Source organism: Arthrobacter sp. KBS0703, assembly GCF_002008315.2.
GTDB lineage: Bacteria > Actinomycetota > Actinomycetes > Actinomycetales > Micrococcaceae > Arthrobacter.
Genome location: NZ_MVDG02000001.1, coordinates 1,640,795 through 1,661,879, shown reverse-complemented (window position 1 = coordinate 1,661,879; position 21,085 = coordinate 1,640,795). Strand labels below are relative to the sequence as shown.

Annotated in this window: 22 protein-coding genes; 11 read left to right on the top strand and 11 right to left on the bottom strand. The window is 66.4% G+C overall.

Features of this window, described 5'->3' with window-relative positions; translation table 11 throughout:
* Positions 1-2 precede the first annotated feature (2 nt).
* Positions 3-929, top strand: a complete 927-nt coding sequence (locus B1A87_RS07880) for an alpha-E domain-containing protein (RefSeq protein WP_056627162.1) — start codon at positions 3-5, stop codon at positions 927-929.
* Positions 926-1,777 carry a transglutaminase family protein gene (locus B1A87_RS07875; protein ID WP_078029405.1) on the top strand — a complete coding sequence of 284 codons (852 nt, stop codon included), beginning with the start codon at positions 926-928 and terminating at the stop codon, positions 1,775-1,777. Before B1A87_RS07880 ends, B1A87_RS07875 begins: the two co-directional genes overlap by 4 nt.
* Positions 1,778-1,799: 22 nt before the next feature.
* On the opposite strand, the gene B1A87_RS07870 is transcribed toward B1A87_RS07875, so the two are convergent.
* From B1A87_RS07870 to glgC, 4 genes are all read right to left on the bottom strand, one after another.
* Positions 1,800-2,282 (bottom strand): pyridoxamine 5'-phosphate oxidase family protein, encoded by a 483-nt coding sequence (locus B1A87_RS07870; protein ID WP_078029406.1) that lies wholly within the window; start codon positions 2,280-2,282, stop codon positions 1,800-1,802.
* A 113-nt stretch (positions 2,283-2,395) separates the two neighbouring features.
* A complete protein-coding gene (locus B1A87_RS07865; RefSeq protein WP_078029407.1) occupies positions 2,396-2,857 on the bottom strand; it encodes a pyridoxamine 5'-phosphate oxidase family protein in 462 nt (153 codons plus the stop codon).
* Between the two features lie 58 nt (positions 2,858-2,915).
* Positions 2,916-4,367: an SDR family NAD(P)-dependent oxidoreductase gene (locus B1A87_RS07860; protein ID WP_078029408.1), complete on the bottom strand. Its 1,452-nt coding sequence runs from the start codon at positions 4,365-4,367 to the stop codon at positions 2,916-2,918.
* A 64-nt stretch (positions 4,368-4,431) separates the two neighbouring features.
* Entirely contained in the window at positions 4,432-5,841 is a 1,410-nt protein-coding gene (gene glgC, locus B1A87_RS07855; protein ID WP_078029409.1) for a glucose-1-phosphate adenylyltransferase, read from the bottom strand.
* 100 nt (positions 5,842-5,941) lie between these two features.
* Between glgC and glgA the strand changes: the two genes are divergently transcribed.
* Together glgA and B1A87_RS07845 are read left to right on the top strand one after the other, a co-directional pair.
* Positions 5,942-7,135, top strand: a complete 1,194-nt coding sequence (gene glgA, locus B1A87_RS07850; protein ID WP_078029410.1) for a glycogen synthase — start codon at positions 5,942-5,944, stop codon at positions 7,133-7,135.
* Between the two features lie 65 nt (positions 7,136-7,200).
* The gene (locus tag B1A87_RS07845) at positions 7,201-7,857 is read left to right on the top strand and encodes a 4'-phosphopantetheinyl transferase superfamily protein (RefSeq protein ID WP_260681032.1); all 657 of its coding nucleotides are present in this window, start codon (positions 7,201-7,203) and stop codon (positions 7,855-7,857) included.
* 553 nt (positions 7,858-8,410) lie between these two features.
* Here the strand turns inward: B1A87_RS07845 and B1A87_RS07840 are convergent.
* Together B1A87_RS07840 and B1A87_RS07835 are read right to left on the bottom strand one after the other, a co-directional pair.
* Positions 8,411-10,450, bottom strand: coding sequence for an acyl-CoA dehydrogenase (locus B1A87_RS07840; protein WP_078029412.1), 2,040 nt, complete (start codon positions 10,448-10,450; stop codon positions 8,411-8,413).
* A gap of 35 nt (positions 10,451-10,485) precedes the next feature.
* Positions 10,486-11,166 carry a TetR/AcrR family transcriptional regulator gene (locus B1A87_RS07835; protein WP_078029413.1) on the bottom strand — a complete coding sequence of 227 codons (681 nt, stop codon included), beginning with the start codon at positions 11,164-11,166 and terminating at the stop codon, positions 10,486-10,488.
* Positions 11,167-11,234: 68 nt separating this feature from the next.
* On the opposite strand from B1A87_RS07835, the gene B1A87_RS07830 reads away from it, so the two are divergent.
* The 3 genes from B1A87_RS07830 to B1A87_RS07820 are packed head-to-tail and all read left to right on the top strand — an operon-like array spanning position 11,235 to position 14,857.
* A complete protein-coding gene (locus B1A87_RS07830; protein WP_078029414.1) occupies positions 11,235-12,602 on the top strand; it encodes an acetyl-CoA C-acetyltransferase in 1,368 nt (455 codons plus the stop codon).
* 9 nt (positions 12,603-12,611) lie between these two features.
* The gene (locus B1A87_RS07825; protein ID WP_078029415.1) at positions 12,612-13,949 is read left to right on the top strand and encodes a 3-oxoacyl-ACP reductase; all 1,338 of its coding nucleotides are present in this window, start codon (positions 12,612-12,614) and stop codon (positions 13,947-13,949) included.
* The gene (locus tag B1A87_RS07820; protein WP_078029416.1) at positions 13,946-14,857 is read left to right on the top strand and encodes a MaoC/PaaZ C-terminal domain-containing protein; all 912 of its coding nucleotides are present in this window, start codon (positions 13,946-13,948) and stop codon (positions 14,855-14,857) included. The genes B1A87_RS07825 and B1A87_RS07820 overlap by 4 nt, the downstream gene beginning before the upstream one ends.
* 22 nt (positions 14,858-14,879) lie before the next feature.
* On the opposite strand, the gene B1A87_RS07815 is transcribed toward B1A87_RS07820, so the two are convergent.
* The 4 genes from B1A87_RS07815 to B1A87_RS07800 form a co-directional block, all read right to left on the bottom strand.
* Positions 14,880-15,827: an FUSC family protein gene (locus tag B1A87_RS07815; RefSeq protein WP_313902459.1), complete on the bottom strand. Its 948-nt coding sequence runs from the start codon at positions 15,825-15,827 to the stop codon at positions 14,880-14,882.
* A gap of 286 nt (positions 15,828-16,113) precedes the next feature.
* On the bottom strand, positions 16,114-17,193 hold the full coding sequence (locus B1A87_RS07810; protein ID WP_078029417.1) for a glutathione S-transferase family protein: 1,080 nt from the start codon (positions 17,191-17,193) through the stop codon (positions 16,114-16,116).
* Positions 17,194-17,202: 9 nt separating this feature from the next.
* Positions 17,203-17,967 carry a M50 family metallopeptidase gene (locus B1A87_RS07805; protein WP_078029418.1) on the bottom strand — a complete coding sequence of 255 codons (765 nt, stop codon included), beginning with the start codon at positions 17,965-17,967 and terminating at the stop codon, positions 17,203-17,205.
* 22 nt (positions 17,968-17,989) lie between these two features.
* Positions 17,990-18,670, bottom strand: a complete 681-nt coding sequence (locus tag B1A87_RS07800) for a polysaccharide deacetylase family protein (protein ID WP_185982282.1) — start codon at positions 18,668-18,670, stop codon at positions 17,990-17,992.
* On the opposite strand from B1A87_RS07800, the gene B1A87_RS07795 reads away from it, so the two are divergent.
* Both B1A87_RS07795 and B1A87_RS07790 read left to right on the top strand, forming a co-directional pair.
* A complete protein-coding gene (locus B1A87_RS07795) occupies positions 18,657-18,947 on the top strand; it encodes a hypothetical protein (RefSeq protein ID WP_144275753.1) in 291 nt (96 codons plus the stop codon). The genes B1A87_RS07800 and B1A87_RS07795 overlap by 14 nt on opposite strands.
* Before the next feature lie 286 nt (positions 18,948-19,233).
* On the top strand, positions 19,234-19,698 hold the full coding sequence (locus tag B1A87_RS07790) for a GatB/YqeY domain-containing protein (protein WP_078029590.1): 465 nt from the start codon (positions 19,234-19,236) through the stop codon (positions 19,696-19,698).
* 21 nt (positions 19,699-19,719) lie between these two features.
* Here the strand turns inward: B1A87_RS07790 and B1A87_RS07785 are convergent, their stop codons facing one another.
* Positions 19,720-20,058 carry a hypothetical protein gene (locus B1A87_RS07785; RefSeq protein ID WP_078029420.1) on the bottom strand — a complete coding sequence of 113 codons (339 nt, stop codon included), beginning with the start codon at positions 20,056-20,058 and terminating at the stop codon, positions 19,720-19,722.
* Positions 20,059-20,219: 161 nt separating this feature from the next.
* On the opposite strand from B1A87_RS07785, the gene B1A87_RS07780 reads away from it, so the two are divergent.
* Both B1A87_RS07780 and B1A87_RS24935 read left to right on the top strand, forming a co-directional pair.
* On the top strand, positions 20,220-20,849 hold the full coding sequence (locus B1A87_RS07780) for a DNA glycosylase AlkZ-like family protein (protein ID WP_221937557.1): 630 nt from the start codon (positions 20,220-20,222) through the stop codon (positions 20,847-20,849).
* A complete protein-coding gene (locus B1A87_RS24935) occupies positions 20,773-21,060 on the top strand; it encodes a DNA glycosylase AlkZ-like family protein (RefSeq protein ID WP_221937556.1) in 288 nt (95 codons plus the stop codon). Before B1A87_RS07780 ends, B1A87_RS24935 begins: the two co-directional genes overlap by 77 nt.
* The last annotated feature ends 25 nt before the right edge of the window (positions 21,061-21,085 follow it).

Genomic DNA, 21,085 nt, shown 5'->3' with positions numbered 1-21,085 from the left:
ACATGCTTAGCCGAATCGCCGAGTCCCTTTTCTGGATCGGCCGCTACGTTGAACGGGCAGATGGCACAGCCCGCATCCTCGATGTCCACCTCGAACGGCTGAACCACCTGCCCACCGAGGAGCGGCGCAGCGTGGCCCGCGAACTGCTGGCGGTCATGGGGGCGCGCCCGCAGAGCGAGGACTTCGGCCTCGAGGAGCTGCTGCACGCCCTCGCCTATGACAAGCACAGCGCCACGTCCATCGCCGGTTCGCTCGGTGCTGCCCGGGAGAACGCCCGGCGTGCCCGCGAGACCGTCTCGTCAGGCCTGTGGGAGAGCCTGAACACGACGTACTACGGGCTGAACCAGCACCGCAAGGACGTGGTGGGCACTTACCGCTTCTGCCATTGGGTCCTGGAACGGACCGCCATGGTCAGCGGCCTGGCGGACACCACCGTCAGCCACGATGACAGCTGGCTGTTCCTGGCGCTGGGCCGCTCCCTGGAGCGCGCCGACATGACGGCCCGCATGCTCTCCACCCGAGACGTCCTGTCCGCGGGCATGTCCTGGGTGAACATGCTGCGCTGCGCCGGCGCCTACGAGTCCTTCCTGCGGACCCGCCGCGCGGCCTTCGGCGACCAGCACGCGGCCGAGTTCCTGCTGCTGGACCGGCTCTTCCCGCGCTCCATCGTCTACGCCCTGCGCGACGCCGACGAGTGCCTGGCGAAGCTGGATCCCTCGGCCCAGCGCGTCGGCTTCATCAACGACGCCCGCCGGATCGTGGGCCAGGCCCGCACGTTCCTCGAGTTCCACCGGACGGATGACCTGATGTCGGAGCTTCCGGAGCACATGGAGCGCGTGCAGAAGGCGGTTTCGCAGGCCTCGGACGCCATTTCCCGTAAGTACTTCAATCAGGCGGACGAACTGGCCTGGGTGGGAGAAGTTTCATGACCCGGCTGAGCATCGTTCACAAGACCGGCTACAACTACAACAAGCGCGTCACGCTGTCCTATAACGAGGCACGCATGACGCCGCTGACGGATCCCCAGCAGGTGGTGCTGGAGTCATCCATGAAGGTGTCCCCGTCCCAGGCGGCGGTCAGCAGCTACCGCGACTACTGGGGCACCCGGGTCACCGCGTTCGACATGCAGATGCCGCATGAGCACCTGGAAGTTCTGGCAACCACCACTGTCGAGGTCCACCGCTCCGTCCGGATTCCGTCAGAAGCGGACATAGCGGGCTGGGACGTCATCACCTCGCCCGAGACGCTCAACCAGTTCAGCGACTGGGTTCCGCAGTCCCAGCTGACCGGCCCGGGGGAGGAAGTGCTCGACATCATCCCCGGCGTCGTGGCGGACAAGAACCCGCACGAGGCCGCCATGGCAATTTTTGAGTGGATGCGCGGCGAGATGACCTACATGAAGGGCACCACCGGCGTCACCACCAACGCCGAGGAGGCCTGGAGCCAGCGGCAGGGGGTGTGCCAGGACCTGGCGCACCTGGCCATCGGGTCGCTGCGCAGCTGCGGCATCCCGGCACGGTACGTCTCCGGTTACCTTCACCCGCGGTCCACGGCGGATATCGGCGAGCCGGTGGCCGGCCAGTCCCACGCGTGGCTGGAATGGTGGGACGGGGAGTGGCGGAGCTGGGATCCCACGAACCACAAGCCTGCCGGGGACTTCCACGTCACGGTGGCACGCGGCCGGGATTACCGGGACGTGGCGCCCCTTAAGGGCATCCTGTCCGGCGGCGGCGGCTCCACGCTCAGCGTGAGCGTGGTAATCACCCGGCTGGCCTGACGCCTTTTGTTGCCGGCGGCGCCTACTCGGGGGAAGACCTGACGGCGCCGCTGAGCTGCGTCCACCATGTGAGCGGTGGTGTCACCTTGAACCGCCTGCCGGTCACCGAATCGGGAGTGATCCGGACGAAGTGGTCCTTCTGCCCGCCCTGCCACGGGAAAAGGTAGAGGGACGCGGTTTCCAGGACTCCCTCAATGCCGGTGACGGCGGCGGCTTTGCCTTTGACCACCACGCTCCAGGCCATCCCGGTGGCGGCATCAACGCCGTCCGCTTCCAACGCCACGGGAATATCGCCGAGGGCGCCCCCAAGTTTGGTTCCCACAGCAGTCCGGAACACTAGGGTGCCGTGGTCCACCGCGTAATTGAGCGGGAAGATATCCGGATGATCCTCCACCCATACGGCCAGCCGGCCAACCGAAACCTGCCGGAGAAGGTCCCAGCACTGGCTGGATTCCAGGTGTTCCAGGGGTTCGTTGGCCGCTGCGGCGGGCTGCACATTACTCATGGACCAGAGCCTACGCCCGCTCCGAGAGCCTTGCCAGTGCGTCGCCTCCCGCAGGGCCGCAGGGGCCACCAACCGCCGCCGGCAATTCGTGCGGCCGCCGGGATGGGGCGAGGCTACTCAAAGGACGCTCTGCGCTGGTCGCCGAGCCGGGTGTTCCAGACATCCGGGGCGTTGACCTTGAACCGCCGGCCGGTCAGGACTTTCGGCAACAGCCGCACGTAGTGGGATTTGGTTCCGGGCTGCCACGGCTCCAGGCCCAGGGCGTCCGCTGCAGCGCGCTCGGCGGGGTCCTCCACTGCTACGGTGCCGCCCCTCGCCACAACGCTCCAGGCCTCTTCGGTCTGGGGGTCGTAGCCGTCAATCTCGAAGGCGGCGGGCTCCTCCTTCATGGAGCCCCACAGCTTCGTCCCGCTGGCGGTGCGGAACACGATGCTGCGGCGCTCAATAACGAAGTTGACCGGGAAGATTTCCGGATGACCGTCCACGATGAGGGCCAGTCTGCCGACAGTGGCCGAGGCCAGCAGCTCCCAGCAGTCGTCGAAGGTGAGCTTTCCGTCGTGCGGTGCAGTATCCATGGACACATCGTACGGCCCGCGGCCGCACACGTGGAGGCATGACCCGGAGGACGGCCTGTTACCAGGGGCTCGGCTTGTAGTCCTTGAGGAAGACGCCGTACTGGTCCTCGCCGGTTTCGCCCATGACGATCGGATCGTAGACCCTGGCCGCGCCGTCCACGAGGTCCAGGGGTGCGTGGAAGCCTTCCTCCATCAGCCGGACCTTAGTGTAATGCGGGCGTTCGTCGGTGATCCAGCCGGTGTCAACAGCCGTCATGAGGATGCCGTCGGTGTCCAGCATTTCCTGCGCGCTGGTGCGGGTCATCATGTTCAGCGCCGCCTTGGCCATGTTGGTGTGCGGGTGGCCCGGGCCTTTGTACGCGCGGGAGAACTGCCCTTCCATGGCGGACACGTTCACGATGTACTTCCGCCGGGCCGTCGAGCGCTTCATGGCATCCCGAAGCCTGCTGACAAGGAGGAACGGCGCGGTGACGTTGCACAGCTGGACCTCGAGCATTTCCAGCGGGTCCACCTCGTCCACCACCTGGGTCCAGCTGTTGATCGTGGCGAGGTCAGGCACCAGCCCGCCCGCGTCGATGGCGGTTCCGGACGCGATGCGTTCCAGCGACGCCGAACCGGTGGACAGGGCCAGCGAGGTGATGGCGTCACCCGCAAGGACCGGATGCTCGGTTACGCTGCTTGCGAGGGCCAGGGGGTGTTTGTCGTGGGCGTGGCCGAAGGTGACCAGCTCGGGTCCTCCGTTGGCGGGTTCGAGGGCCGCGGGCAAAGGCTCGTCCTCAGCGTCAACGAGCGGCTTGTAGGCGTTGCCCGTGCGGCGCACGGTCTGCGCAGCATTATTGATGATGATGTCCAGCGGGCCTGCGGCGCTCACCGAGTCGGTGAGGGCCATGACCTGCGAGGGGTCGCGGAGGTCGATGCCCACGATCTTCAGCCGGTGCAGCCAGTCGGCGCTGTCCTCCATGGCGGCGAAGCGTCGGGCGGCATCCTTCGGGAAGCGTGTGGTGATCGTGGTGTGGGCGCCGTCGCGCAACAGCCGCAGCGCGATGTACATGCCGATCTTCGCTCGGCCGCCTGTGAGCAGGGCACGGCGTCCGGTCAGGTCCGTCCGGGCGTCGCGCTTGGTGTGGCTGAACGCCGCGCATTCCGGGCAGAGCTGGTGGTAGAAGGCGTCCACCTGCGTGTAGTGCCGCTTGCAGATGTAGCAGGGCCTGGATCTGATCAGGTGGCCGGCAACCTTGCCGGTGGCCGAGGGGGCGAGCTTATTGCCGCGGGTCTCGTCGTCGATCCGGTCCGGCGCGGCCGTCGCCGTCTGTGCAATGACGGCGCGGTCTGATTCCGCGATCAGGTCACGCTTGGTCACGCGCCGGTGCCGTTTGACGGCCTTGAACATTTTGCCCGTGGCACGGCGTACCGAGACGTAGTCCGGGTGCTCCTCGTCGTAGACGTGGATGGTGTTGAGGACTTTAAGGCAGGCCTGAATCTCTTCAGGCGTCAGATCGGAGAAGCTCATTGAGCTGATTTTACAGCCTGCCGAGCATCAGGCCCGCCCACAAAGCCCTCTTGAAACCGCGATCTCAGGAGCGGCTGTTGGCGGGTGCTTCCACGCCGACGGCGGCGGCCTGGACCTGTCCGGCCTGCTGCACGGACTCGCGCACTCCAGGGAGATTCTCGGTGGCGGCTTTCACGGCATTGGGAACAAGGTGCAGGTTGGCCGCTGAGAGTGCCCGCTCGGCGTCGTCCGGCTCGGGAACGGCCTGGCCCTTCGACAGCACGGTGATCCCCGAATCCGTGACCTTGAAGCCGCGGGCGCGGTCGAGTTCCGCGTCCAGACCGATCGCGGCACCGGCGGGAACCTTGACGTTTTTGTCGATAATGGCGCGGTGGACCACGGCGCCCTCGCCGATCTGGACCTTGTCCATCAACACGGAATCCACCACGCGGCTTGCCGTGCCGACGTAGACGTCGTTGGCCAGGACCGAGCCTTCCACGATGCCTCCAGAGATAACCACGCCGCTGGCCACGATCGAGTCCAGGGCGCTGCCCACGGTGTTGTGCTCACCGCGCACGAACTTGGCGGGCGGGGAGATGCTTTGACGCGTGTAGATAGGCCATTCCGAGTTGTACAGGTTGAACACGGGCAGCGGCGAGATGAGGTCCATGTGGGCGTCGTAGAACGAGTCGATGGTTCCGACATCGCGCCAGTAGGTGCGGTCGCGTTCGGTGGAGCCGGGAATGTCATTGAGCGTGAAGTCGTAGACGCCGGCTTCGCCTTGGTTCACGAAGTAGGGAATGATGTCCCCGCCCATGTCGTGCTTGGTGTCGAGGCGTTCGGCGTCGACGTGCAGGGCGTCCACCAGTGCATCGGCGTTGAAGACGTAGTTGCCCATGGATGCCAGGAACTGGGTCGGATCCGCGGCCAGGCCGGGCGTGGAGGACGGCTTCTCGACGAAGGCGGCAATCTTCTGGGAGTCCTCGGGGTCGACTTCGATCACACCGAACTGGTCCGCCATGTGCAGTGGCTGGCGGACGGCCGCGACGGTTGCCTTGGCGCCGCTCTTGACGTGCTGCTCCACCATCTGGGCGAAGTCCATGCGGTACACGTGGTCCGCGCCCACCACGACGACGATGTCGGGATTGGCGTCACGGATGAGGTTCAGGGACTGGTAGATGGCGTTTGCGCTGCCGAGGAACCAGCTCTTGCCGACGCGCTGCTGCGCGGGGACCGAGGCGACGTAGTTGCCGAGCTGGGTGGACATCCGCCAGGTCTCGGAGATGTGGCGGTCGAGGCTGTGGGACTTGTACTGCGTCAGGACCACGATCTGCAGGTATCGGGAATTCACAAGGTTGGACAACGCAAAGTCGATCAGGCGGTAGCTTCCCGCAAAGGGCACGCCTGGTTTGGCCCTGTCCGCCGTCAATGGCATGAGACGGTTTCCCTCCCCGCCTGCGAGGACAATGGCCAGGACTTTCTTATTCAACGGCATGTGGTCGCTCCTGTACGCCTTCGTAACTTCCCCAAAAGTCCGGCACGCCCGGACTCCTTCACACTAGAACAGTTCAACCGTAACGACTACCTTGGGTATCGTGCGAATAGACATTGTGACTAAAGAATTCCCGCCGGAGATTTATGGTGGCGCGGGCGTCCACGTAGCCGAGCTGAGCCGGGTCCTGGCCAAGCACGTCGACCTGCAGGTGCGTGCCTTCGGGGCGCCCCGGGACGCCGACTACCACGGGGCTGCGGTGACGTCCTACTCCGTGCCGGAGGATCTCGGGTCGGCGAATGCCGCGGTCCAGACGCTCGGGGTGGACCTGCGCATCGTTCCGGACATCGCCGGCGCGGACCTGGTCCATTCGCATACCTGGTACGCCAACATGGCCGGGCACCTGGCGTCCCTGCTGCACGGTATCCCGCACGTCCTGAGTGCCCACAGCCTGGAGCCGCTGCGCCCGTGGAAAGCCGAGCAGCTCGGCGGCGGCTACGCGCTGTCCTCCTGGGTGGAGAAGACCGCCTACGAGGCGGCTGCCGCCATCATTGCGGTCTCCGAGGGCATGCGCCAAGACATCCTGCGCAGCTACCCCGACGTGGACCCCGCCAAGGTGAAGGTGGTGCACAACGGCATCGACGTCAGCATGTGGAACCGCGATGAGGACCACGACGCCGTCCGCGCACTTGGCATCGACCCCGACCGTCCCAGCGTGGTGTTCGTAGGACGGAACACCCGGCAGAAGGGTGTTCCCTACCTCCTGCGCGCCGCCGCCAAACTTCCCGAGGACGTCCAGCTGGTGCTGTGCCTCGGTGCGGCGGACACGCCTGAACTGGCCGCGGAGACTGCCAGGCTGATAGAAGAACTCCAGGGCCAGCGCAGCGGCGTGGTGCTGATTGAGCGGATGCTGCCACGCAACGAGCTCATCCAGGTCCTCAGCCACGCCACCGCCTTCGCGTGCCCGTCCATCTACGAACCGCTCGGTATCGTCAACCTCGAGGCCATGGCCTGCGGCGCCGCCGTAGTTGCCAGCGCCACCGGCGGCATCCCCGAGGTGGTTCAGCACGGAGAGACCGGGCTGCTCGTGGAGATCGAACAGGTCACCGACGGCACCGGCACACCGCTGGACCCGGAAAAGTTCGTCAACGACTTTGCGGCTGCCCTGACGGAAGTGGTGTCGGATCCCGAGCGCGCCCGTGCCATGGGCGAAGCCGGCCGGCGCCGGGCGGAGGAGCACTTTTCGTGGGAGTCCATCACTGAGACCACCCTCGACGTATACCGCTCGGTACTGTAACGCGAGGCGTTCTTGACCTTCCTGGGATGTTGTGAACCGCAGCATCCCAGGAGGGAAGGGTATTGATGCTGCAGGTTCGCGCTTTTCAGCTGAGTAACGTCGATGTCGGGCGCAGTTGGATCCTGGATCCCGCTGAACTCACTCGAGCGGCGCTATTCAGTGGTGAACTTCCGCGTCGGCGGTTTCTGGCTGGCCGATTGGTACAGCGCCATTTTGCGGCAGAGCTTCTTGGCCTCGCAGATGATCGGCTGGAGATCGATTATCACTGCCCCGCGTGTGGACAAGGTTCCTGGCTGAACCATGGACGGCCGGGATATACGGTCGAAGGCCGTCCCGTTCCGCTTGTGCTGAGCCTGTCGCGGTGCGGAGACTGGGCAGTTGTCGCCGGGCAACTGGATGCCGACCTCACCGGAGCGGTCGGGGTCGATGTTGAAGATGAATCGTCCACGGCCTTTGAGGGTTTCGACGCTACGCTGCTGACTGATGGGGAACAACGCCTCACACTCAGCACTCCCGAGCACAGCCGTCCCCAGCTGAGGGCGCAGCTGTGGACTCGGAAGGAAGCGCTCCTAAAGGCACTCGGAACCGGGCTGGCACGGGAGCCAAACGGCATTGACGTCGTTGCCGATCCCCGCGTCCGCAGCATGGCTCCGGAGCCACTCGGCCTTCCGTCGAATCTGGTAGTGGCCGTTGCCTGGCTTGCACTGCCGCCGCGCCGCTGAGGCGGTCCCAGGGCCGACGGCGGCGAGGAAGCCGCCGTCGGACGTCCTGAGATTCACCTCTATCCTGAAAACAAGCCGTGAGAAGCCGTCAGAATCCGAAGTTCTATCCTATTGCCGCGGCTGGGAAGTCGTGTTCGCCTGCAGCACCCTCTACAGCGACGAGGGCAGGGAGTGTCTGGACTTTTTCAACGGGGGCCGGGCTCTGAACTACGGGCACAACAATCCGGTCCTGCTGAGGCCACTCCTTAATTCTCAAACCCAGAGACCTGAACTGCAAAGTGATGGTTCCGGGGCCCAGGGGGACCAAATCGGTGGAAGCGGTCGTGAAGCTGGCCCGTCACCGCGAACCATCGGGCCCGGCGGCGGACGATGGCCGGCTAGCTAACATGCCCGTCCACCAACCTTCCAATAGGACTGCGCCGGCCCTGCCTGCCACAGGACGTCACGCTGCGTTGCCAAAGCATAGACTGCAGCGTCCGCACCGCGTGGGCCACGGACGGCATGGCCTCCGTGGCCGCCGCGCAGGGGCCCGCCTCAAGAACTAGGAGTTCAGCTACCGTCCCTGTCCGCTTGCACGCCGCGCGCGGTAGTAGTCGCGGGCCTCATCCTGGCGCACCTTTTCCGCGCCAGTGGCGATCGCGGCACGCAGGTGCTCCGGGCCATAACCGAAAGCGTCCACCAGATCCAGCGCATGCGGGCGGATCTTGGTCAGCAGCCGGTTGATGTACTCGCCCACGGTGCGCCCGCGCTGCATGGAGAGCCTGCCGTTCATAAGGTACCAGGACAGGTTCTGCTCGATCAGGGACAGCCCGAACAGATCCCTGAGCCAGGTGAGCACAGTCCTCGTTCCCGGATCGTTGGCCTGTGCGAGGGCATCTGTGAAGGCTTCCCACTGCAGCAGCTCGGCGTGGGCCTGCGCCGCGTCGATCAGCTCGTCCTGATGCCGGTTGAACAAGGCGGCAGCCTCGCTCTGCGGGAGCTTGTTGGCGCCCCTCAGAGCGCTGCCGGCGTCCGCAACCATGGTCTGGACGCGGTCGGTCAGCAGTGCGCGCTGGCTCTCCTCTTCCCGCAGCGCGATGGCGGCCTTCTGGGGCAGGCCAGTGTCCGCCACGAACTGCGCGACTCCGCGGAGCCCGGTCCGGTGGACGGCGTTCCCTGCCGCCTGGTTGACCACGTACCGGGCCAGGACGCCGAAGTTGACGCTGCGGAATTCCTTGGCATAGTCCGCCAGCAGCCGCTTGGCCACCAACTGCAGAAGCACGGTGTTGTCTCCCTCGAACGTGACGTAGACGTCGAGGTCGGCGCGGAGCGACGCGAAGCGGTTTTCGATCAGGAAGCCGGCGCCGCCGCACGCCTCCCGGCATTCCTGCAGGGTATCGAGGGCGTGCCAGGTGCTGAGCGGTTTAAGGGCCGCGGCCAGGGTCTCCAGGTCCTGCCGGTCCTCATCAGTGTCGTTCGCGCCGGAGAAGACGTCATCGAACTTGTGCAGCAGCTGTTCGTGGGCGAACGCGGCAGCGTAGGTGGTTGCCAGGCGGGTGAAGAGCCGCCGTTGGTGCCGCTGGTAGTCGAGCAGGACCTCTTCTTCGGTGGCGGAGGAGGCATTGAACTGACGCCGCTCGGTGGCGTAGGTGATAGCGGTCTTGAGTGCGAGCTTGGAAGCGGCCACGGCAGCGCCGTCCAGGCTGACCCGGCCCTGCACCAATGTTCCCAGCATGGTGAAGAAGCGCCGGCCAGGGCTGGCGATCGGGGAGCTGTAGTTGCCGTCCGGGTCCACATCACCGTAGCGGTTGAGCAGGTTGGTGCGTGGGATCCGGATGTTGCTGAAGTGCAGGCGGCCGTTGTCGATGCCGTTGAGGCCCCCCTTGACTCCGTCGTCCTCGCCGCCGATGCCGGGCAGGAATTCCTTGGAATCCGGATCGCGGAGGTCTACGTAGAACGCATGGACGCCGTGGTCCACGCCGTGCGTGACCAGCTGGGCGAACACAACAGCGCCCAGACCGTCTATGGCGGCGTTGCCGATGTAGTCCTTCCAGGCCGCACGGAAAGGCGTGTTGATAACGAACTCCTGCGTGCCGGCGTCGTACGTGGCAGTCGTGGCGATGCTCGCGACGTCCGACCCATGGCCCGTCTCCGTCATGGCGAAGCAGCCCGGGATGTCCAGGTTCATGATGCCCGGCAGCCACTTGCGGTGGTGCTCCTCTGTGCCCAGGTGCATCACGGCCGAGCCGAAGAGGCCCCACTGCACGCCGGCCTTGATCTGCAGGGACGGGTCGGCAGTGACCAGCTCCTCGAAGCCCGCAATATTTCCGCCGTGGTCGTCTGATCCGCCGAGGGCGGCCGGGAAGGCGCGATGGACGGCGTCGTTTTCCACGAGGTAGCGAAGCTGGCCGAACGTGCGCTTGCGGTGCTCGGTATGGGTGAGGCCCTCGGTCTTGTGCAGTTCCGGGCGCGCTGCCAACTCGCGGGCTTGGCGCCGGACGTGCGCCCATTTGCCCAGCAGCTGCTCGCCGAGCACGGCGACGTCGACGGCGGGCTGTCCTGCCGGAGCCGGACGGGAGAATGCGCCCGTGGGGCGGTCCGCTACTTCAGTCATGTCGTTTCCTTCGTTGGTTTTTGACAATTTGAGGGTTACTGAACGTCGGTAAGTTCGGGTGCGATGCCAACGCAGAGCCAGGCGGTGATCTGGCGGGCCATCGTCTCCTGGTCCGGTTTCGCAGGGGAGTCCGGGCTGGCGAGCCACTGCTCGCCTGCGTTGCGGACCAGTCCGATCGCCGCGTTCGGCCAGTAGCCGATCACGGCTTCCTTGCCTTCGCCGAGATGCGCGCGCATGGGCCGGGCGATCATGTCCGCGATGGAGTCGAAGAAATGCCCCAGCGCGCCGGCCGTGGCAATGGCGGTGTGGCCGCCGTCGGTATCTCCCGCTGAATAGCGGGTCACGAAGGTATAGACGTTGGGGCTCGTCTCGGCCATTTGGAGGTACGCGGAGACCATCGCAAACAGGCCTTCGCGCGGGGTCTGGGCACTCTGCGCAGCTTCCCGGATGCGGCGCTGCATCTGGGAAAGCACCACTTCGCCCACGGCCTGCTGCAGCCCCGCCTTGTCACCGAAATACCGGTAGAACACCGACTTTGACGTGCCGGCTGCCGTGGCGATGTCCTCCATGGAGGCATCGCTGCCCAGGGCGTGAACGGCGCGCCGGGCAGACTTGATGAGTTCGCGCCTGCGCTCCTCCCGGTGGGACTGCCACCTGGAGGCGCGGCCGTCCACGGCCGCGGGTCCGGACAGGGAGTCTCCGTCAGTGTGGCTCATATTCACGATACCCAGCGTATCAGGTACGCTGGGTATCGATAACTAGCCTGGACCTAAGGAGACACCGCATGTCCATCGACGGACAGTCAGTAAATGGATCAGAAGAGCCCGCCGTGGCGCGGGCCGCTTCATCTGGACACGCGGTTCGCCGGGCCGTGGTGGTGGGCGGTAACAGGATTCCGTTCGCCCGCACGGGCGGGGCCTACACCAAATCGTCCAACCAGGACATGCTCACGGCAGCCCTGGACGGACTGATCGCCCGGTTCGGGCTGCAGGACGAGCGCATCGGCGAAGTGGCCGCAGGCGCAGTCCTGAAACACTCGCGGGATTTCAACCTGACCCGCGAGGCCGTGCTGGGCTCCGCGCTTTCCGCGGAAACGCCGGCATATGACCTCCAGCAGGCCTGCGCCACAGGACTGGAAACGGTGCTGGGCCTTGCCAACAAGATCAAGCTCGGACAGATTGAGTCCGCCATCGCCGGCGGTGTCGACTCGGCATCCGATGCGCCGATCGCCGTCAGTGAGGGACTCCGTGAAGTCCTGCTCGATCTCAGCCGGGCCAAAACACTGCCGCAGCGCCTGCAGATCCTCGCCCGTCTGCGTCCCAAGGACCTTGCGCCGGACGCACCGAATACGGGCGAGCCGCGCACCGGCCTGTCCATGGGGGAGCACCAGGCACTGACCACTGCCCAGTGGAAGATCACGCGTGAGGCCCAGGACGAGCTGGCCTACAACAGCCACCGCAACCTTGCAGCCGCCTACGATGCGGGGTTCTTCGATGACCTCCTCACCCCGTACCGCGGGCTCACCAGGGACTCCAACCTCCGGGCCGACACGAGCCTGGAAAAGCTGGCGTCCCTGAAGCCGGTCTTCGGCCGGAGCCTTGGATCCGCAGCCACCATGACGGCCGGCAATTCCACTCCGCTGACCGACGGCGCTTCCACCGTGCTCCTGGCGTCCGAAGAGTGGGCGGACCGGCACGACCTGCCCACGCTCGCCACGATTTTGGACGGTGAGGCCGCCGCCGTGGATTTCGTCCACGGCAAAGACGGTCTCCTCATGGCTCCCGCCTTTGCCGTGCCGCGCCTGCTGGCGCGCAACGGCCTGACGCTGGATGACATCGACTACTTCGAGATCCACGAGGCGTTTGCCGGGACGGTGCTGAGCACGCTGGCCGCCTGGGAAGATGAGGAATTCGGTCGGACCCGGCTGGGGCTGGAAGGAGCGTTCGGGAAGGTAGACCGTTCCAGGCTTAACGTCAACGGATCGTCGCTCGCGGCAGGCCACCCGTTCGCCGCCACCGGCGGACGCATCGTGGCGTCGCTCGCCAAGATGCTGCACGAAAAGGGCACCGCTGACGGGCGTCCGGCCCTCGGCCTGATTTCCATCTGCGCCGCGGGCGGCCAGGGCGTCGTCGCGCTGCTGGAAGCCCACTAGGGGATTCTCATGACAGATACTTACACACGGTTGGTCAGCAAGGGCCTCGGCCGGGATGTTGCGAAGAAGCTCGGGCTGCCGCAGCCTGCCGTGCTCCGGCGCTACGAACCCGGCCAACCCCTGGTCAACGGCCCCGTGCTGGTTGTGGGTTCGAGCGCGGGAGCGGATGCCCTGGCGGCTGACCTCCTTGCCTGGGACCTGGACGTCCGGCGCCACGCCGTCCCCGGGGAAAAGCTCGGCGGGATCGTGCTGGTCCTCGACGACCTCGAAACGCCCGGCGACCTTGAGGAGCCGGTGCTGAGTGCTGCGCCCTCCTTGCGGGACCTTGCTCCGAACGGACGCGTCATCACCGTTTCCCGCGTGCCTGACGGCGGCACCCCCGCCGCCGCAGCCGCCCGGCAGGGGGTGGACGGGCTGCTCCGTTCACTGGCCAAGGAGCTCCGTGCCGGTGCCACAGGGAACGGCGTTCTTCTGGCAGACGGGGTCGGCGCAACCGCGCCGGGTGCGCTGGGCGCGCTCCGGTTCTTCCTTTCCGCGCGGTCCGCATTTGTGGACGGCCAGTTCGTGCGGATCGGTACTTCTGACGGCACGCTGCCCGACGACGTCGACACACCGCTCGCAGGAAAAGTCGCCGTCGTTACGGGTGCCGCGCGCGGGATCGGCGCGGCGATTGCCCGTACGCTCCACCGGGACGGCGCGACAGTGGTGGCGGTCGATATCCCGGCCGCGGGTGACCACCTGGCCGAGGTCGCCAACGACGTCAGAGGGACAGCCCTGCAACTGGACATCACCCGCGATGACGCCGGCACCAGGATCCTCGACCACGCCGTCGGCCGCTACGGGCGCCTGGACATCGTGGTCCACAACGCGGGAATTACGCGGGACAAACTGCTCGTCAACATGGACCACTCGCGCTGGAGTTCGGTGATCGACGTGAACATCGCCGCCCAACTGCGCATCAACGGCGCCCTCCTGGCTTCCGAGCACTTCCGGTCGTCGCCGCGCATCGTGTCCGTTGCTTCCACCAGCGGTATCGCAGGCAACAGGGGCCAGACGAATTATGCTGCGTCCAAGGGCGGGGTGATGGGCATGGTCCGGGCCACGGCACCTTTGTTGGCCGGATACGGCGGTGCGATCAACGCCGTGGCGCCCGGCTTCATCGAGACGGAGATGACCGCCCGCATACCGTTTGCCACGCGAGAGATTGCCCGTCGGCTGAATTCCCTGCAGCAGGGCGGCCGGCCGCAGGACGTTGCCGAGACGATTGCTTTCCTCGCCAGCGGCGCCGCCTGCGGCATTTCCGGCGAGGTGCTCCGGGTGTGCGGACAAAACATGGTGGGAGCATGAGCAGTGCCCAGCCCGTCATCCTGGGAGAAATGCCGTCCCTCTCGAAGCTCTATGTGAACGCGGCCGCCGCGGCTGCCCGGCGCCGGCTCCTAGGGTCCCACAACAGCACCGCCCTGCCCTTGGTAAGCCATGAGGTCAGGGGAGTCCTGGCCGACGTCGGGAACCTCACGGCCTATCAGCACCTCCTGGGTGAAACTGCCAGCGACGTTTTGCCCGCCGGCTTCATCCACGCGCTGGCGTTCCCGGTCGCCATGAGCGTCATGAACCGTGACGACTTTCCGTTGCCGCTGCTAGGAATGATCCATTTGCGCAATGCTGTCGAGCACCGCAGTCCGGTGCGGTTTACCGAACCGGTGGATATTTCGGCCTGGACCGAAAACCTCCGCGCGCACCGCGCCGGGACCCAACTGGACATCGTGGCCGAGGTCCGCGCGGCCGGTGACGGAACGGTTCGCTGGCGGGGTGTTTCGACGTACCTGGCAAAGGGTGTGTTCCTGCCCGGAATCGATAAGGCGGCGGCCGCCGTGCAGCCTGCGGCGTTCAAGGCTCCGGATCCCACTGCACTCTGGCAGCTCGGCGTCGACGCGGGGCGTGCCTATGCTGCCGTTTCGGGAGACTTCAATCCCATCCACCTCAGCGTGCTTTCGGCCAAGGCCCTTGGCCTTCGCCGTTCAATTGCGCACGGCATGTACCTCGCGTCCCGTGCGCTGGCGGACGTTGGTTCGGCGAAGGGCGAGGCTTTCCGCTGGGAGGTCAGTTTCGAGGCGCCGGTGTTCCTTCCCGCGAGGGTGGCGTTGGACATCTCCACGGCGCAGACGGAGGGCGCGGCCTGGCTGCGTTCCGACTACGTGGCCTGGAGCCCACGGTCCGGCCGGAAGCATTTCAGCGGATCGGTGACGGCGCTGTAGTGCCGCCCCGGACCGGGCGGGCTTACCGGCTGTCCGTTCCGGCCGCGCGCAGTATCCGGTGCAGGCTCAGCAGGATGGATTCCGCGGCGCTCGGTCCGTCCGCGTCGGCGTCCTCAGAGGTGATGCGCTCTTCGAGGACGCCGACCGCGGCGTGTGCAGCACTCAGCAGCTCAGCCTGCCGGCCGGCATCGTCCTCCTCCGCGGCGCGGAGCACTTCACTGACTGCGGACAGGGCGCCCGCCAGCGGTTCGCTGTACGGCAGCGGAATGGTGAAGGGCATGTCCTCGTTCCAGATCACGTCAGTCAGCACCTCGGTCATATCCTGGATGTGGAACGTGACGCGCTCCAGGGCGCGGACGCTGCGGTAATCCAGGTTCAGGTCGCGGGGATGGAAACGGCGGCGGGGGTTGGCCTCCCTGCTGGCATCGGCTTTTTCGACGGCGGCGCGGACGGACCGGGCCGACCGGGCCAGCTCCTCCGACCTGCGGGACCACTCCTGGTGCTCCGGCGGCCACTTTTCGTGCACCGCCTCGCCCATGTCTGATAGTTGGCGGGCCAACGCGAGACGGAGTTCTGCCAGGCTCAGGGCCGCTGCGTTGAAGTGCAGGGGCGGGAACACGAGCATGTTGACAACGATGCCCACCGCCACGCCAAAGCCCATCTGGAGCAGGTAACCGAACGAGAAGTCGTCCGGGTTGCGTCCGCCCACGAGCAAGACCAGCAGTGCCGCCGTCGGGATCCAGTCCCGGCCCGCGCCCAGGCGGGGGAGCCCGGCGAGCAGGACACCGAGCGCCATCACGATGCCCACGGTGAGCGGTGTGGCGCCAAAGCTGATCAGGAGGAACGCAAGGCCTATGCCCGCCGCCAGTCCCACGAGCGTTTGCAGGCCTTGCCGCATGGAGCCGGCTACGTTTTCGTACATGGCCACGAGCGCCCCAAGCGGAGCATAGTAGCTGTCTCTTATACACATCTAGATGTGTATAAGAGACAGCGCCCGGCATGAGCGGGGCGATCATGAACGCGAGGCCCGCGGCCAGGCCCGCCTTGGCTGCCAGCTGCAGCCGCGGCGCCGCAAGGGCGCGGGCCACACTTCCTGCAGAGAGCCGCCAGAGTTTCCGGGGCAGCGGTTCCCGGGCCGTTGTGTTCTGCGTCGAGGTGCTCATCCGGCCCAACAGTAGGGGCGCTGCCGGTGTGCGGCAAGTGGACTAACTCTCACGGCAGGGCCGGGTGAACCTGCGGCAAGCCGTAATCTGCGTTCAGGAAGCCCCGTGTCCCGCGGCCACTTCCTCCCCGGCTTTGACGGGGCCGGGAGGCGTTCCCTCCCCGAAGGGGCGCCCGCCCAGGGCCTCGCGGCCGTGCGGCGCCAGCCATCCGGACAAGTCCGGGCCGGCCGGGATGACGCGTGTGGGATTGATGTCCTCGTGGACGACGTAGTAGTGCTGCTTGATCTGCACGAAGTCGGTGGTGTCCCCGAAACCGGGCGTCTGGAAGAGATCCCTGGCATAGGCCCACAGAACCGGCATCTCGCTGAGTTTGTTCCGGTTGCACTTGAAATGGCCGTGGTAGACGGCATCGAACCGGGCCAGCGTCGTGAAGAGGCGGACGTCAGCTTCGGTGATCGAGTCGCCGACGAGATACCGCCGGGTGCCGAGCCGTTCCTCAAGCCAGTCCATGGCCGTCCACAGGCGGCTGTAGGCCGACTCGTAGGCCTCCTGCGAGCCGGCGAAACCGCACCGGTACACGCCGTTGTTAACCTCCGTGAAGATACGCTTGTTGACGCGGTCAATCTCCTCGCGCAGGTGGTCCGGATAAAGCTGGGGCGCTCCGGGGCGGTGGAACTCCGTCCACTCGGTGGAAAAGTCCAGCGTGATCCGCGGAAAGTCGTTCGTGACCACCGCTCCCGTGGCGATGTCCACCATGGCGGGCACGGTTATGCCTCGCGGATAGTCCGGGAACCGGCGGAAGTACGCGTCCTGCAGGCGCTCGATTTCCAGCACCGGGTCCTTGCCGTCCGGATCCAGGTCGAAGGTCCAGGACCGGGCATCGTGGGTGGGGCCGGGCTGACCCAACGAGATGACCTCTTCCAGGCCCAGAAGCCGTCGGACGATCACCGCCCGGTTCGCCCACGGGCAGGCGCGTGCGGCTACCAGCCGGTAGCGGCCGGGGGCCACGGGCCAGCCTGGCTCACCGTTCGGTCCCGGCTTGCCCTCGCGGGTAATGCGGTCCTCGATGTAGTTAGTGTCCCGGTTGAAGTCGCCACCGGTGACATACGATCCCTTGGTGCTGTGTTCATCGACGGTGCTGTGCTCTTCGAGGGTGCTGGACTTCTCGCTCATAGGTCCAGCCTATGTCGCCGCGGCAAGAACCTTCGAAATCGGCTGCCACGCCACCAACCAGGACGCCCCGACAAGTATGGCAAAGAGGACGATCCATACCCCCGAGGGCACGGCCGTGGCGCGGTAGAGGATGTAGGCGTCGGAGGTCCGCAACTGGTCGCGGCGGCGGAGGTGGACGTTCGTGAGCTTGGCCAGGTCGCGGACTGAGGCGACGAGCAGGGCCAGCCCCAGGATGATTGCGATATGGCCGGTAAAAGCAGCGGGCACGGCAATGATCGTGGTGGCCGAGGCAAGGACGGCCGCCAGGAGGATGAAGACGCCGGCGACGTTGCGGATGAACATCAGGGATGCCAGCAGAATCAGCAGCCCGGTGGACATGGCAGCAGGCCCCCACCCGGTGAAGCCGGACCAGACCAGCGCTGCACCCGCCATGCCGGGAACGGGATACCCCCAAAACCCTGACCATACGGCGGCGAACCGGCCGCGGGTGTAGGAGGTGGTGGTGCCGGAGTGGTTGAGCCGAAGCTGGATGCCGCCGAGCCGCTGGCCACTGGTAAGCGCGGCAAATGCGTGCCCCAGTTCATGGGTTACGGTCGCAAACAGCCCGAAGTACCGCCACGTGGCGCGCGGGACGGAGAGAATTGCGGCGATCACGACGACGGCGAGGAGTTCGGTAACGGTCACCGCGGGAATGTCGGACTGCGCGAAGCCGGAAGCCACGCGGTCCCACCACAGTTGCGGGAGGGACGGGGCAGCTGCTTCGAAGTAAACCATAGGACTCTAGGCTACCGCCGGACTACTTCACGTTGAGTCGTCCCGGTTTGAGGCCTGCCGTTTTCAGGGCGGTCAACCCCAGCGCCACTCCGGCTGCGGTTCCGCCGTGAGGGTGGTTGGCATGGGCGATGATGATATCCCCGGGCTTGGCTGCGGCGACTTCGCCAAGAACAACCGGCGCAGGGTAGGTGGCACCGCCGTCGCCGTTGATGCTGAATGACACGGGGATCAGCCCGAGCTCCCTGACTATGGCGGCCGAGGCCTCGTCGAAGTAGGCGGTTCCGGGGCGGAAGTACCTGGCAGGCTTGCCCGTGAGCCGGTACAGTGCAGCCTGGTTGACCATGACTTCGTCGTAGACCTCCGCCGGGCTGGCGGTGCCCTGGATTCCGTACGCGCTGCGGCCGGAAACCGAGAGCGGAACATGCTTGGTGCCGTGGTTGCCGATCTCGAAGAGAGGGTTTTCGGCCAGGGATCTGGCAACTCCGGGATTTGCCTGGATCCACCGGAAATTGAGGAAGAACGTGGCCCGGGTTCGCGTACGTTGAAGCGTGTCGATGAGTTCCCGGTCCACGCCGTCGCCCCCGGGCCCGCCGCAGCAGTCAAAGGTCAGGGCGATCCTGCGGCCGCGGCCCGTGAGGTTCGTGGCGGTCCCCGGCACATAGAGCCCCCATGTGCCGGGTGCCTTGCCCGTGAAATCAGCCACGATGCGGGCCTTGGCAGGCGCGGCGGCCGCGGGCCGGCGGCTGGGAGCCGGTGTCTCTTATACACATCTAGATGTGTATAAGAGACAGGACCATAGGTCCCCGGAAGAAGGGCCGATGCCGTCTGGGAAACCTGCGTTTGAGGATCCGGCAGGGGACGCACGGCAGGCGGGGTCGTCGTCGGACGTTTTCGTGCAGTGGCCGTGGCCGGTGGGGCGACGGGAGATGCCGCTGCGCTGCCGGTGCCTTCGCTTCGGTTTGCAGGACCGCAGCCGTTGAGGGCCACGGCTACTGAGGCGAGGGTGAAAAGCCGGCGGCCTATTTTCGCGTTCCGACGATTTCGGCCATGCAGTTCCATGTGTTCATTCCTCCCCAGGCCGGGTGGTGGCCCCCAACCCTCACAACCATAACCGGAAATTTGCGCCTTCCGGCTGCGGCATGCCGGTGAACCGGGAGCGGTGCCCCGGCCGGTGCGGCGACGCGGCCGCCGCGGGCTGGGTCCTAGTGGGAACCCGTGGCCGGGTACACCATTGAACTACTGAACGCTGTTGAAAGGACGAAAACCATGAGCACCCTGAAGGAACGCCTGCACGCTGACGTCGTTGTCCACATGAAGGACGGCAACCGGGTGGCGCTCACCACGGTGCGCAATGTGCTGGGCGAGATCGAAACGCGTGAGAAGTCGGGCAAGACGCCAACCGAACTGGATGACACCCAGGTGACTGCTCTGCTGCAGAAGGAAGCCGCGAAGCGCCATGACACGGCGCGCATCTACACGGAGGCCGGCGAGGACGGGCGTGCCGCCGCCGAACTCGCAGAAGCCGAGGTCATCGAGGCGTACCTGCCGCAGCCGCTGACTGCCGCGGAGGTGGAAGGAATAGTTGACGAGGCGATCGACGCCCTGAAAGCCGAAGGGGCGGAGCTGTCCATCCGGCACATGGGCGCCGTGATGAAGCCCGTCACGGCCAAGGTCGCCGGGCGCTTCGACGGCAAGGCCGTCAGCGAGATCGTTCGCAGCCGGCTGGGGTAGCCCTCTGGTGTGGCCAGGCATCTACGGACGCAGCGCCCGAATAGCTCCGCGAACCGCAAAACCCGCAGCGCACACGACAGGGACGAGGCCGGCCAGAAGCGCAATCGTGTTAGGCCGGAACACAGGGCTGCCCCCGCTGCCGCGGCTGTAAACGCCGAGCGGGATGACTACGCCGCCCCCGCCTCCGCCCGAAGCACCTGCGCCGTCGGGTTCGGCGTCGGTGCCGCCGCCGAACCCGAACGAAACCAGGGCGACCGGCACGAACTCTTCGCCGTCGTCGAGCCTGACCGGAGCGCCGTAGGCTCTGGCCGCACCAACGTTCTTGAACGCTTCGAGGAGAGAGGAATACGCATCAGCCATGGCACCACCCTAAGCCCGGTGCTGACGGAGCTCCAGAGTGGGTGGGGTAGTGGTGTAGTCACACGCCCCGATGGCATCGCGGGGCGTGTGACCCTGAACGACAGGTGGAGGGGAACCCGCGCCCCATTGTCTCGGGAAGGCGTCGAAGGAACACTGCAGGGATGAGCATTCGGAAGCCAGAGGCGTTTTCGTGGGCTGAGGTCTGCGCCCGGCGGCTGGAGCGGAACGGGCTTGTCCCGCCCGCCGGGCACAGCCGCCCGGCCGATATCGTGAGGGCCATGTGCGGGGCACACGCCCAAGTCCCCTCGGCCGCGGAGCTGTCCACCGGGATACGCTCGCTGGGCATTTCCCAGGAGGAGATCCGTCGGGGCCTGGGGGACGAGCGAAGCCTGGTCAAGACGTACGGACCCCGCGGCACCGTTCACCTGCTGCCTGCCGAGGACCTCCCCCTCTGGACAGCAGCTCTGGGCGCAATTCCGCTCCCTGCAGCGGTCCAGCAACGGTTCCTGACTCTGGCGCAGGCGGAGGAAGTCATTTTCGCGATAGCCGATGCGCTCCGGGCGGCCGAGCTCACCGCGGCAGAACTCGGCGACGCCGTCGTCGCACAAACGGGGCCGTGGGCTGGTGAGCTGGTCATGCCCGCGTTCAACGGGATGTGGCCGCGCTGGCGCGCTGTCCTGGCGCAGGCAGCATTCGCTCTTCGATGCCTTCATCGTGGGCTCCCAGCCCCGCGATCGGCTCTTCGCCGGGGAGGCCGCCCAGCGGGGGCTGTCCAGGGGGCAGGCCGGTAATTTTCCGGTTGTGCTGATTGACGGCGTGGTCGGAGGACTGTGGCACCAACGCCGGTCCGGGCGCAGAGTCGAAATCACGGCCGAACTGTTCCGGCCGCTGAGAACGCCCCAGAAGGACGAACTGATGGCACAGGCTGACCGCATCGGGGGCTTCCTCCGAGCCGATGCGAGCCTGGCCATCGGACCGATTCGGGCGCGAGCCCACGCTTGAGGCGCAGGCCGCCGGCCGGGGAGCA

Coding starts and splice junctions, on each gene's coding strand:
- B1A87_RS07825 (WP_078029415.1), top strand. CDS start 12,612: ATGACAGATACTTACACACGGTTGGTCAGCAAGGGCCTCGGCCGGGAT.
- B1A87_RS07860 (WP_078029408.1), bottom strand. CDS start 4,367: ATGAGCTTCTCCGATCTGACGCCTGAAGAGATTCAGGCCTGCCTTAAA.
- B1A87_RS07870 (WP_078029406.1), bottom strand. CDS start 2,282: ATGAGTAATGTGCAGCCCGCCGCAGCGGCCAACGAACCCCTGGAACAC.
- B1A87_RS07805 (WP_078029418.1), bottom strand. CDS start 17,967: ATGGTTTACTTCGAAGCAGCTGCCCCGTCCCTCCCGCAACTGTGGTGG.
- glgC (WP_078029409.1), bottom strand. CDS start 5,841: ATGCCGTTGAATAAGAAAGTCCTGGCCATTGTCCTCGCAGGCGGGGAG.
- B1A87_RS07815 (WP_313902459.1), bottom strand. CDS start 15,827: ATGTGTATAAGAGACAGCTACTATGCTCCGCTTGGGGCGCTCGTGGCC.
- B1A87_RS07830 (WP_078029414.1), top strand. CDS start 11,235: ATGTCCATCGACGGACAGTCAGTAAATGGATCAGAAGAGCCCGCCGTG.
- B1A87_RS07865 (WP_078029407.1), bottom strand. CDS start 2,857: ATGGATACTGCACCGCACGACGGAAAGCTCACCTTCGACGACTGCTGG.
- B1A87_RS07780 (WP_221937557.1), top strand. CDS start 20,220: ATGAGCATTCGGAAGCCAGAGGCGTTTTCGTGGGCTGAGGTCTGCGCC.
- B1A87_RS07840 (WP_078029412.1), bottom strand. CDS start 10,450: ATGACTGAAGTAGCGGACCGCCCCACGGGCGCATTCTCCCGTCCGGCT.
- B1A87_RS07845 (WP_260681032.1), top strand. CDS start 7,201: ATGCTGCAGGTTCGCGCTTTTCAGCTGAGTAACGTCGATGTCGGGCGC.
- B1A87_RS07820 (WP_078029416.1), top strand. CDS start 13,946: ATGAGCAGTGCCCAGCCCGTCATCCTGGGAGAAATGCCGTCCCTCTCG.
- B1A87_RS07835 (WP_078029413.1), bottom strand. CDS start 11,166: ATGAGCCACACTGACGGAGACTCCCTGTCCGGACCCGCGGCCGTGGAC.
- B1A87_RS07810 (WP_078029417.1), bottom strand. CDS start 17,193: ATGAGCGAGAAGTCCAGCACCCTCGAAGAGCACAGCACCGTCGATGAA.
- B1A87_RS07785 (WP_078029420.1), bottom strand. CDS start 20,058: ATGGCTGATGCGTATTCCTCTCTCCTCGAAGCGTTCAAGAACGTTGGT.
- B1A87_RS07880 (WP_056627162.1), top strand. CDS start 3: ATGCTTAGCCGAATCGCCGAGTCCCTTTTCTGGATCGGCCGCTACGTT.
- B1A87_RS07875 (WP_078029405.1), top strand. CDS start 926: ATGACCCGGCTGAGCATCGTTCACAAGACCGGCTACAACTACAACAAG.
- B1A87_RS07790 (WP_078029590.1), top strand. CDS start 19,234: ATGAGCACCCTGAAGGAACGCCTGCACGCTGACGTCGTTGTCCACATG.